This is a genomic window from Pseudomonas sp. Ant30-3, assembly GCF_000690905.1.
GTDB lineage: Bacteria > Pseudomonadota > Gammaproteobacteria > Pseudomonadales > Pseudomonadaceae > Aquipseudomonas.
In genome coordinates, this window is sequence record NZ_JMCL01000117.1 from 1 (window position 1) to 10,870 (window position 10,870).

The window sequence follows — 10,870 nt, forward strand, 5'->3', positions numbered from 1 at the left end:
GGCCCAGCGGGAGCAAGCTCCCTCGCCACAGGTAAACCATGTCCCCGGTCCAAACAGTTATGTGGTGCTTTGAATCAGCGGCGGGTCAGGGGCTGTTGCGCAAATTTCACGCCGGCCAGACCATGCGCAATCAGTGCGCGAATGTTGCCGTGATCGCTGCCTTCAGGCGTTGCCACCACCGAGCGGTAATGCTCACCGAATGCCAGCAGCGCTTCTTCATCGCTCAAGCCTTCCAGCAGCGCCAGACCCAGGGTCTTGCACGAACCTTCGTTCTGCCCGGCCGCATTCTCCACGCCGCCATTGGTGAACGCCTGAGGCTGGTAGTCGTAACCGGCCGCAATGAACGCCAGGGTTTCGGCGAAATTGTGTTCGCCGCTGTTGAGGCTGGCGCGCAGGGTGTTCAGATCATTCATTGGGTTTTCCTTTGGCAAACGCCGCCTGTTGTTCGGCGCTGGCTTCCTGCTGGTATTGGGCTTTCCACTCGGCGTACGGCATGCCGTAAACCACTTCGCGAGCGTCATCAAGGCTGACCTCGATCTGGCGTTCGTCGGCCGCGGCCTTGTACCACTTGGACAGGCAGTTACGGCAGAAACCCGAGAGGTTCATCAGGTCGATATTCTGCACGTCCTTGCGGCTGTCGAGGTGCGCGACGAGCCGGCGAAAGGCGGCGGCTTCAAGTTCCAGGCGTTGCTGATCGGTCATGACGGCCTCTGTGGGTCAATGGTTGGCGCGGATGATAAAAGCCTGACGACCAATACGCCAGACGCGATCAGCGACCCGCCGCCAGCGTAATCGACACCGAGTCGGCAAAGCGCAACGCGTGGGGTTTGTCGACTTCGACTTCGGCGTATTGCACTGATTCATTGACCATCACCAGATCGAGAATCTCCTGGGTCAGCCGTTCCAGCAACGCAAAGCGATTGCCTTCGACATGGGCGATGATCGCCTTGGTGATGGTGCGGTAATTCAGCGCGTGCTCGATGTCGTTGTCGCGCACCGCTTCCTGGGCCGCGTACAAAATGGTCAGGTTGATCAAGATATCCTGCTTGTTGAGGATTTCATCCTCGTTGATGCCGATGAAGGTCCGCAGGCACAGGTCCTTGACCCGGATGCGTGCGGTGCCTGGTTGAAGTTGTGGCATTGCTACTTGCTCCGTCCAATCAATTGCAGAAACTCCTGACGGGTGTTGCTCGAGTCGCGAAAGGCACCGAGCATCACCGAGGTGTTCATGGTCGAATTCTGTTTCTCGACACCGCGCATCATCATGCACATGTGCCGCGCCTCGATGACCACCGCGACACCAGCGGCATCGGTCACCTGCTGCACCGCATCGGCGATTTGCCGGGTGAGGTTTTCCTGAATTTGCAGGCGTCGGGCGAACATGTCCACCAACCGCGCAATCTTCGACAGCCCCAGCACTTTGCCCGTTGGAATATAGGCCACATGGGCCTTGCCGATGAAGGGCAGTAAATGGTGTTCGCACAGCGAATACAGCTCGATGTCGGCGACGATGATCATTTCATCGGTGTCCGAGGCAAACAATGCGCCATTGACGATTTCTTCGACACTTTGTTCATAGCCATGACACAGGTACTGCATGGCTTTGGCCGCGCGCACCGGTGTATCGCGCAGGCCTTCGCGGTCGGGATTTTCACCCAGGCCGATAAGAATGTCGCGATAGTTCTCGGGCAGGGAATTGTGGTGCAGGGATAACGTCATGGAGCATCCTCGCGGGGCCGCTTATTTGATGTGCCGGCCGCCATTGACGGTCAGGGTAGTGCCGGTGACATAAGGGTTGTCGAGCAGGTAGCGCAGGCTCTGGTAAATGACCTCGCTACCGGGTTCGATGCCCAGTGCGGATTTCGCCAGCGCCTTGCTGCGGTACGCCGCGTCGTCTTCAGGGTTGAACAGTAGCAGGGCCGGCGCGATACCGTTGACCTTGATGGAGGGCGCGTACCGGGCGGCGAAGGACAGCGTCAGACTGTCGAGCCCGGCTTTGCTCGCACAGTAACCGACGTGCTTGCTGCTGCCCTTGCGGGTCACGTCGTCGCTGATGTGCACGATGTCGGCCGGGGTTGACCGGTACAGCAGGTCGGCGCAGTGCAGATTGATCAGGTAGGGCGCCAGCATGTGCACGTTGAACATACGGGTAAACGCAGCGGCGTCGGTGTCCGCGGATTCCGCCAACCACTCGGATGCGTTGTGCACGATGGCCCGGAGGCTCTCGGTATGCGTTGTCAGTTCGTTGATGAAGGCGAGGATGCCCGCTTCAGTGGCGAAGTCCGCGAACAGTGCCGTCGCCCCGAGGTCGCGCAACGTCTGCACGCCGCTGCGCTCGCTGCGGTAGGTGAAAATCACCGGGTAACCGTCTTCGAGCAAACGCTGTGCGCAGTGCAGGCCGACACGCTGGCCGGCACCGGTGATGAGGATCGGGGCAGATGAAGAGGTCATGAACGGCTCGCGTCGCGGTGAGAACAAAAACTATACCAGCGACGGGGGCTTCTCACCTCTATGGGCGCAAAGCCTGGTGGGAGCAAAGCTTGCTCGCGATCAATGGAAACACGGTTCCGTGGGATGACCGCGTTATCGTTCTTCGCGAGCAAGCTTGCTCCTAGGGGTTAATGGTTTTGCGGAGCGTCGTCGGGGTGTTCAGCCAACCGGCCAGCAGTCGGGTCGACAGCGGGATAAACAGGTACACCATCAACGGCGTCAGGCACAGCGTGCTGATCAACACGCGTGGCAGCAGGCTCAACTCATCGAGCAATGGCCCCAATCCAAAGTTGAACATCAGCGACACCGGGAAGAATGCCAGCCAGATTGCCACTGCCTGTTTCCAGCGCGGTGGACGCTGGCCAGTCGCGCCAAACCAGCCCTCGATGCCACTGACCCGATGCTCGGTGGGATCGGCAAACAAGTCACTGCCGCGCTCCAGCCAAGCGGTCCGCGAGGCGGAATGCTCCCAGGCGTGCATCGTCTGTTCATCGGCGAAACGAAAAATGATCTGGAATTCATCATCCTCGGGTGGCGGTGCAAGCACGCCAGAGCCGAGATAACCTTGAAAATCGGTGGCCAGCTGTTCGCCTTCGCGCAGCCAGACCATCAAATCCTGATAACGACCTTCGGCAACGCGACGAGCGACCATCAGCGTGACGGGTGAGGTAGACATTGTGTATCTCCATGAGACTGATGCGTTGCTCCGGGTAGGAGCTACGCAGGCGCAACGGGGGTAGGGAGCTGCGCCTGTGCAACCAGCAAAAAACGTTCCGCATTCTATAGGTATGGCCCGCACGGCAGGTCAATCATCGGTGCCTTGAATTATCCCGGCCGCAGAAGGTTACAATGGGATCCAAATCGTACAAGGACGTGAATTGTTAAATGCCTGTCATCACTGACACTGCCCCGGCTCTTCAGCCCGGTACCGCACCTGGCCCGGAACTGCTGCATCCCATTCGTGAGGTGGCGCGACTGACCGGTGTCAATCCGGTCACCTTGCGTGCCTGGGAGCGCCGATACGGCCTGATTCAGCCAACGCGCACTGATAGCGGGCATCGCCTGTACTCAATGAGCGATATTGAACGGGTGCGCACTATTCTCGACTGGATCGATCGCGGCGTCGCCGTCAGTAAAGTCGGCAAGATACTGGTCAAAACCGCGCCGCTGCAGGTTTCATCGCACAACCTTCCCCGTGAGCTGGTGCAAACCGATCATGCGCAATGGCAGGAGCAGCTCAAGTCTGCGGTCAGCGATTTCGATGTGGTGCAACTTGATCAGGTCTATGGACAGATTTTTTCCAGTTACCCGCTAACGGTAGTTTTTCAGCACATCCTCCTGCCGTTGTGGAAGCAATTGCAGCATCGACAGGAAGCCTTCGGGCACGCCAGTGAATGGATTTTCTTCGATGGTTTTTTGCGCTCGCGCGTAGTGCAACGCCTGTCGCTGGCGCGCGTGACGGTCGCCCGAAGAGTCGTCGTTTGTGCCCTGGACGATCGCTGTCACGAACTCGAACTGTTAGTGGCGGCGTTGTTGCTCAGTAATTCCGATTACGCGCTTCAGGTCATGGCAGTCGGGCAGCCGTTCGATGAGCTGACGCTGGTGTGCGAAAGGATCAAACCCCAAGCGCTCGTGCTTTTCTCCAATCACGCACCCGCCGCCCAGCTGTCACATCTGCTGAACCGACTGGCGCTGAGCATTGATTGTCAGCTGCTGCTGGCAGGTGAGGTCGCCGAACTGGCGCAGGAAAACCTGACCGGATCATCAATCGGCTGCTTGGGAAGTGAGGGAACGCAGATGCGCCAGCGTTTGAAACAGTTCCTGGCTGGCGGCCTGGACACTTGAGGCGGGCGAAGTAAATCAGAGGTGCAGAGCGGGGTGGGTGAGGCGATGCTGCTGAAGGATGTACTGGCGCAGGCGTTCGGTTTCGTCTTTGTCGCCCTGGTTCAACTGATAGGCAAAGTAGCCGCGATCGGTTTCTTTTTCGAAGGTGCCACGCAAGGCAATGCGCTCATAGCCCGAAGGGCTGAACCAGAGCGCGAAATGCTTGGGAGGTTTGGTCTTGTTGCGCACTTCCAGCAGAACACCTTTGAACGACACCTCGTGCACCCACATCGTACCGGGCTGGCCGTTGGCATTCTCCAGCGCTACCGGCTCTTCAAGGACTAACCGCCAAGGCCGAATCATCGGGCCGTCTTCGTAAATGCTGGGAACGCCCAAACGAAGATGCAGCGCATGAAATTCGTCTTCCACCAGGTGCAGCGGAAAGGTCATTTGCTGATTGTCGAAGTTGGCCTGAATAGTCACTTGCTCATTTGCAGCAAGGCGCGTCAGCAGATCACGAATCTGTGAACCCCCGTTGACCAGCAGGCTCGACGTCGCATCCCGTACATTGAGTTGCGGGTTGTGCTGCATGGTCTGGATGAAATCCAGCTCATCCTGGGTCAAGAGCGTGTCGCGTTGCATGATCTACTCGAAAGAAATGGCAACAAAGTCATCGGTGATTGTAGTTAATGACTATTAATTCGCATTTTAGTTTGCGCCGTTGGTCGCTTTTAATGCGGACAACTCCCTTTTAAGCTCTGCCACTTGCGCTTCGAGCTGCGCTACGCGCTGTTGAGCCTTGACTTGCAGAGTGACATCTTTTTGCACGCCGACGAAATAAGTCTGGCCATCGCCCGGATTTTTTACCGTTGAAAGCGATAACTCGTTCCAGAACGGCGTTCCATCCTTGCGATAATTGTGCAGGATCTCGCGGCAGGAGCCGCCATGATCGAGCGTTTCGCGAACCACGCGCAGGGACGCTTGATCCCGATCTCCAGCCTGCAGAAAACGGCAATCCTGATAGAGGATTTCTTCGCTCGAGTAGCCCGTCAGTCGCTCGAATGCGGGGTTCACGTAAATCAGGATGTTGTCCTGCTCGCCTTCTTTTTCAGCGATCACAATGCCTTCGTTCGACGCATCGATAATCATTTGCAGCAATTGCGCGTTGATCATTTGCAGAGTCCTTTGCGGGTGATTGATCGTCTGCATTCTAAAAGAACATTCAGGGTCGTGCTGTTAAGATCCTTCCCTTTATTAAGCTTCAGGACCCGATTGATGAAAGTTGCCATCCTTTCCGGCTCGGTGTACGGCACGGCCGAAGAAGTCGCCCGTCATGCTGCCAGCATTTTGAAAGCTGCCGGTTTCGAGACGTTCTACAACTCGCGCGCGACCCTTGCAGAGCTTCAGGCGTTCGGCCCGGAGGCTTTTCTCGCCGTGACGTCGACCACCGGCATGGGCGAGCTGCCCGACAATCTGCAGCCTTTGTATTTTGCCATCCGCGATCAGTTGCCGGCGGCGTGGCGTGGTTTGCCGGGGGCCGTGATCGGCCTGGGCGATGCCAGTTATGGCGATACTTTTTGCGGCGGTGGCGAGCAGATGCGTGAACTGTTTGCCGAGCTGGGCCTGCGTGAAGTGCTGCCGATGCTGCGTCTGGACGCCAGCGAAAGTGTCACGCCGGAAGCCGACGCAGAACCGTGGCTGGTTGAACTGGTCGATGCACTACACCAATGATCTGACACTCATGAATCCAGTAATTCCGGGCCTTTCGAGTTCCTGACTCGCTAGGCCACCAAGCTGGCTGGCAATGCAACTACCCGAATACCGAGGGCTGACTAGACTGCTTCACGTGTGCATAAAAACAAGAACAGGAGTTTCCTTGCCGTGAGCGTAGCCCCCATCCAGTCGCCATCCAGCGTTCAGCATCAGGTCAGTGCCGCCGAGTGGCAGACCCGCGTCGACCTGGCGGCCTGTTACCATTTGGTTGCCCAGCATGGCTGGGACGATCTGATCTTCACGCACATCTCGGCCAAGGTGCCAGGCACCGAAGATTTCCTGATCAACCCGTTCGGCCTGATGTTCCACGAGATCACCGCATCCAGCCTGGTCAAGGTCGATCAGGCCGGACACAAACTGATGGACAGCCCGTACGAAATCAATCCGGCGGGGTACACGATCCACAGTGCAGTGCACGAAGTGCGTCACGATGTGGTTTGCGTGCTGCACACGCACACGGCGGCAGGTGTTGCGGTGTCGGCGCAGAAACAGGGCATCTTGCCGATCAGCCAGCAGTCGTTATTCGTGCTGTCCAGCCTGGCTTATCACGCCTACGAAGGCGTCGCACTGAATCACGAGGAGAAAGCGCGGTTGCAAGCCGACCTCGGTGAAAACAACTTCCTGATGTTGCACAACCACGGCCTGCTGACCTGTGGCAGCACCGTCGCCGACACCTTCCTGATGATGTTTACCTTCCAGCGCGCCTGCGATATCCAGGTGCTGGCGCAGAACGGAGGGGCGGAATTGATCGCCATCGAACCGCAGATTCTGGCGGGCGCCAAGGCGATGATTGCGGGCGTCACCAAAAGTGCTCAAGGCATGGGGGGCGCGCTGGCCTGGCCGGCGTTGCTGCGCAAACTCGATCAACTGGATCCGGGATATAAATCCTGATGCCTCTCGCCGAGATCCCGTTGTGTGTCTGGCGCAAGCGCAGCCAGACGTTCATGTTCCGTGGTCATGCCATTCGTTACTGGACGGCAGGGCAGGGCGAACCGCTGTTGCTCATTCATGGTTTCCCGACCGCCAGTTGGGACTGGCATTTTCTATGGCAACCGCTGGCTCAGCGCTACCGCTTGATCGCTTGCGACATGCTGGGTTTCGGCGATTCAGCCAAACCGGTTAATCATGAGTACAGCTTGCTCGAACAGGCTGATTTGCAACAGGCACTGCTCGAGCACCTGAACGTCGAAACGCCTGTGCACATTCTCGCCCACGATTATGGCGACAGCGTGGCGCAGGAATTGCTGGCCCGGCATTATGAGGCGCGCATCGAGCTCGCCAGTTGCGTGTTCCTCAACGGTGGCCTGTTTCCGGAAACCCATCGCCCGGTACTCATGCAAAAACTGCTGCTCAGCCCATTGGGCTGGATGATTGGGCGGGCCTTCTCGCGCGAGGCGCTGGTGAAGAGTTTTCGGCAGATATTCGGTCCGCACACCCGCCCTACGGAAAGCGAGATGGATGATTTCTGGAGCCTGATCGATAGCAATCACGGGCCGCGCATTATTCACAAACTCATCGCATACATCCCTGAACGGCGAATTCAGCGGGACCGCTGGGTGCTGGCGATGCAGCGTGGCGAAGTGCCGTTGAGGGTGATTGATGGCGAGGTCGATCCGATTTCCGGAGCGCACATGGTCAAGCGTTACCAGGAACTGATTCCAGACGCTGATACCGTGCTGTTGCCCAGCATCGGCCATTACCCGCAGACCGAAGCGCCGGCGCAGGTGCTGCAGCATTATCTGGCGTTTCGCGGCCGGTTGATCCCTTTGCCGCGTAAGGTGGCTTTTTCCTGAGTCGATGCTGAAAGATCGCAGCCTCGTGTTACTCGACAGCTCCTACAGGGATATCGGTGATCCCGATGTAGGAGCTGTCGAGTAACACGAGGCTGCGATCTCTAATGGTCACCCCAATCCCAAAACCGCATCATCCCCCAGCCTTATCGAACACCATTCAGACTCACCCGTGTTCGTTGTGACCCGCAGCGCCGTGCCTGACACTCGGACGCATTGTCCCCTTGGCCTGCTGGAGTCCCCCATGAATGAATCTGTGCGCTTCGAAGATAAAGTCGTGATCATCACGGGGGCCGGTGGCGGCCTCGGACGCGCGCATGCGTTGCTGTTCGCTGCGCAGGGCGCGAAGGTGCTGGTCAACGATCTCGGTGGCTCGGCCCAGGGGGAGGGCGCTAACGCTTCGGCGGCAGACCGCGTAGTGGCGGAAATTCGTCAGGCCGGCGGCATTGCCGAGGCCAACCACGACTCGGTCACCGACGGTGACAAGATCGTCCAGAATGCGCTGGATGCTTTTGGCCGTGTCGACGTGGTCGTCAACAACGCCGGGATCCTGCGGGACAAGACCTTCCACAAAATGGACGACGCCGACTGGGATCTGGTTTACCGCGTCCACGTTGAGGGCGCCTACAAAGTCACCCGCGCGGCGTGGCCGCATCTGCGCGAGCAAAACTATGGCCGCGTGATCTTCACCGCCTCCACTTCGGGCATCTACGGCAACTTCGGCCAGTCCAACTACGGCATGGCCAAGCTCGGCCTTTACGGCCTGACCCGCACCCTCGCTATCGAAGGTCGCAAACACAACATCCTCGTCAACGCCATCGCCCCCACCGGCGGCACGCGCATGACCGAAGGCCTGATCCCGCCGCAAGTGTTCGAACAGCTCAAACCCGAACTCGTCAGCCCGCTGGTGGTGTATCTGGCCAGCGAAAACTGTCAGGAAACGTCGGGACTTTTCGAAGTCGGCGGTGGCTGGATGGGCAAGGTTCGCTGGGAGCGCAGCCTGGGTGCGGGATTCGATCCCCGGGTGGGTTTCTCGCCGGAAGATGTGGCGGCGCATTGGGCGCAGATTTGTGATTTCGAAGGCGCGGTGCATCCGAAGGATAATATTGAGGCGTTGAAGGAAATGATGGGGAATTTGCAGAGGTTTTCGATTTAAGGGTATGAGGGCCCCAAGCCGCAGTCTGCGACTTGGGGCGTCATTTTTATCAGCCGTATTTTCTTTCTGTTACAAATGGTGGAGCTTTCCAGTTAGGTCCTTTAATGGCAACCGGACCAACACCGTTAGCCAGAACACCTTCTTCGAAAAGCCTTGCGTATGTTTTCAACAATTCACCGCTTTTTATGACTTCATATCGGTATCGACCGAACATCCTGTCCAAAGACGGAATGGCGGAACCGAGTGCAAAAACAGTCAGCACATCTTCCACTGTTTCATTTTTGACGATCTGCTCAACAACGCTCATAGGTTCGCTCCTTTTAACAACTCATTAAAAAAACGCTCATCTTGTCTGTCCGCAGCGCTGATTGCTTCCTCGGTATAGAGCAGGGACTCGACATCCTGAAGCTTGAAGTCCTCCAGCGTTGCTGTATGTGCGTTATTCCATATAGGCGAATCCATTTCAGGTTTGAAGTCATCGCTAAGACCTAAAACCCGAAATCTTTCAAGCTCCCTGATCTCATGAGTGTAATAGCGCAGGTCGGTATCTGTTACGACCAAATGCCCGTTAAGTATGCTCTCGAGACGTTGCACCATGACATTGTTGGCGTCGGATTGGTCGAGCCGAGAGATATGTAGCTTAACTGCTTCGATTCCCGCTTGCTCTATGACTGTTTGATGCCATTCCAGTTTGAGTATCGGCCCACCGGCCAGTTCTGGATTGAAGTTGCGACCGCTGTATTCCCCTGTCACTGTTGCCCCGTCATAAGGGCTGTTGAATACGATAAGCAGCGGAGGGATTCCGGATGCAGCCGGAAATATCGTGATATAACCACCAAATTCATAGCTGTCCAGACTTGGAAATGGGTCAGTTCGCCCTTCAATCGGCGTGACTGTGGCTCCTTGGTAAATAGGCAGGTCGGGTTCGGCAAGAGGAAAACTGGTCGACGGGTTTTGCTTGTGTGCGACTGGCGTCCAAGTGACGACAGGACCATTAGGGACGGTGCTGGCAGAAATATAGACATTCTTAGTCGAGTCGAAGTGCGCGAGTCTCACCTGCACATTGGCGGGTACTGCCCTCTCACTTGTTGACGCGACGATGATCTCAACTCTATTGCCTGATGTTTTTGCGCCCAAACGCAGCGGCAGATCGATTTCTCCTCCTGTGGTCGCGACCTCGAATAGGGCGTCATCCGAGACGATTAGGAGTTCCGATAAAGGGACACTTACGGAATAGAGATCTCCATTGCCAAGACGTGATGGTGCAAGTAATGCCGCGAAGCCGACCAGCAGCGGTGCACTTAGGGGCGCGATTGCGCCGGTAATGGCAGATATCGCTGCGCGCAGCGAGACTCTTAGCGCCAATGCTGCACCTGGCCCGATGTTTCCTGCACCAGTGGTTCCGGAAAAGGCAAATCCTGATGCTGCAAGGTGACCAACGTTGATAAATGTCGGCGCCGAGGCCTCTCCCCGCTCCGCGTTCTTCAGTTTGATAAGTCTGGTCGCAAGTTGGGCTTGCCGTTTCGCTACAGCAGTGGCGGTATCTACGATTTTTCGGCGAAGCTCCAAAATCTCGCCTTCGCGCTGAAGCTTTTGGTGCATCGCCTCAATCTGCCGTTCCATTTCACTTTCGAGACGAGATTGTTCCGCTGCGAACTGATCGGCAGCCTCTAACGAATTCGCCTCGACTTCGGCTATGGCAGCGTTTAGCTTGGCGATGCGAGCTTGATCTTCGGCAGCAATCTTCAACTGCAGGCGTCTGAGTTCTTCAGCGCTTTTGATTTGGCTCTTCTTAAACTCTTCCTGCGCTCGTTGACGCTCTTCCATATTACGGCGA

15 protein-coding genes are annotated in these 10,870 nt (G+C 57.1%); 5 read left to right on the top strand and 10 right to left on the bottom strand.

Annotation, left to right across the window (positions count from 1 at the left end):
• Positions 1-74: 74 nt before the first annotated feature.
• From DU29_RS0125250 to DU29_RS0125275, 6 genes are all read right to left on the bottom strand, one after another.
• Positions 75-413: a HopJ type III effector protein gene (locus tag DU29_RS0125250; RefSeq protein ID WP_028624211.1), complete on the bottom strand. Its 339-nt coding sequence runs from the start codon at positions 411-413 to the stop codon at positions 75-77.
• Positions 406-702 (bottom strand): DUF1244 domain-containing protein, encoded by a 297-nt coding sequence (locus tag DU29_RS0125255; RefSeq protein ID WP_008026968.1) that lies wholly within the window; start codon positions 700-702, stop codon positions 406-408. The genes DU29_RS0125250 and DU29_RS0125255 overlap by 8 nt, the downstream gene beginning before the upstream one ends.
• A gap of 67 nt (positions 703-769) precedes the next feature.
• Positions 770-1,141 (bottom strand): dihydroneopterin triphosphate 2'-epimerase, encoded by a 372-nt coding sequence (gene folX, locus DU29_RS0125260; protein ID WP_028624212.1) that lies wholly within the window; start codon positions 1,139-1,141, stop codon positions 770-772.
• Positions 1,142-1,143: 2 nt separating this feature from the next.
• Positions 1,144-1,719, bottom strand: a complete 576-nt coding sequence (folE, locus tag DU29_RS0125265; RefSeq protein ID WP_028624213.1) for a GTP cyclohydrolase I FolE — start codon at positions 1,717-1,719, stop codon at positions 1,144-1,146.
• Positions 1,720-1,740: 21 nt separating this feature from the next.
• Positions 1,741-2,451, bottom strand: coding sequence for a dihydromonapterin reductase (folM, locus tag DU29_RS0125270; RefSeq protein ID WP_028624214.1), 711 nt, complete (start codon positions 2,449-2,451; stop codon positions 1,741-1,743).
• Between the two features lie 160 nt (positions 2,452-2,611).
• Positions 2,612-3,166 carry an antibiotic biosynthesis monooxygenase gene (locus DU29_RS0125275; protein ID WP_028624215.1) on the bottom strand — a complete coding sequence of 185 codons (555 nt, stop codon included), beginning with the start codon at positions 3,164-3,166 and terminating at the stop codon, positions 2,612-2,614.
• 209 nt (positions 3,167-3,375) lie between these two features.
• Here DU29_RS0125275 and DU29_RS0125280 point away from each other — a divergent pair, with 209 nt between their 5' ends.
• Positions 3,376-4,335 carry a MerR family transcriptional regulator gene (locus DU29_RS0125280; protein ID WP_028624216.1) on the top strand — a complete coding sequence of 320 codons (960 nt, stop codon included), beginning with the start codon at positions 3,376-3,378 and terminating at the stop codon, positions 4,333-4,335.
• A 15-nt stretch (positions 4,336-4,350) separates the two neighbouring features.
• Here the strand turns inward: DU29_RS0125280 and DU29_RS0125285 are convergent, their stop codons facing one another.
• Together DU29_RS0125285 and DU29_RS0125290 are read right to left on the bottom strand one after the other, a co-directional pair.
• Positions 4,351-4,956: a hypothetical protein gene (locus DU29_RS0125285; protein WP_028624217.1), complete on the bottom strand. Its 606-nt coding sequence runs from the start codon at positions 4,954-4,956 to the stop codon at positions 4,351-4,353.
• A gap of 66 nt (positions 4,957-5,022) precedes the next feature.
• Positions 5,023-5,487 (bottom strand): PAS domain-containing protein, encoded by a 465-nt coding sequence (locus DU29_RS0125290; RefSeq protein ID WP_028624218.1) that lies wholly within the window; start codon positions 5,485-5,487, stop codon positions 5,023-5,025.
• Positions 5,488-5,589: 102 nt separating this feature from the next.
• Between DU29_RS0125290 and DU29_RS0125295 the strand changes: the two genes are divergently transcribed.
• The 4 genes from DU29_RS0125295 to DU29_RS0125310 all read left to right on the top strand — a co-directional run bounded on the left by DU29_RS0125295 (position 5,590) and on the right by DU29_RS0125310 (position 9,033).
• A complete protein-coding gene (locus DU29_RS0125295) occupies positions 5,590-6,045 on the top strand; it encodes a flavodoxin (RefSeq protein ID WP_028624219.1) in 456 nt (151 codons plus the stop codon).
• Between the two features lie 150 nt (positions 6,046-6,195).
• Positions 6,196-6,978 carry a class II aldolase/adducin family protein gene (locus tag DU29_RS0125300; RefSeq protein WP_028624220.1) on the top strand — a complete coding sequence of 261 codons (783 nt, stop codon included), beginning with the start codon at positions 6,196-6,198 and terminating at the stop codon, positions 6,976-6,978.
• On the top strand, positions 6,978-7,880 hold the full coding sequence (locus tag DU29_RS0125305) for an alpha/beta fold hydrolase (protein WP_028624221.1): 903 nt from the start codon (positions 6,978-6,980) through the stop codon (positions 7,878-7,880). The genes DU29_RS0125300 and DU29_RS0125305 overlap by 1 nt, the downstream gene beginning before the upstream one ends.
• Before the next feature lie 241 nt (positions 7,881-8,121).
• Positions 8,122-9,033 carry an SDR family oxidoreductase gene (locus tag DU29_RS0125310; protein ID WP_028624222.1) on the top strand — a complete coding sequence of 304 codons (912 nt, stop codon included), beginning with the start codon at positions 8,122-8,124 and terminating at the stop codon, positions 9,031-9,033.
• A 49-nt stretch (positions 9,034-9,082) separates the two neighbouring features.
• Here the strand turns inward: DU29_RS0125310 and DU29_RS0125315 are convergent, their stop codons facing one another.
• The gene (locus DU29_RS0125315) at positions 9,083-9,340 is read right to left on the bottom strand and encodes a hypothetical protein (protein WP_028624223.1); all 258 of its coding nucleotides are present in this window, start codon (positions 9,338-9,340) and stop codon (positions 9,083-9,085) included.
• On the bottom strand, positions 9,337-10,870 hold a 1,534-nt coding region (locus DU29_RS01000000130435; RefSeq protein ID WP_033050935.1), incomplete at its 5' end, for an S-type pyocin domain-containing protein. The genes DU29_RS01000000130435 and DU29_RS0125315, both read right to left, overlap by 4 nt.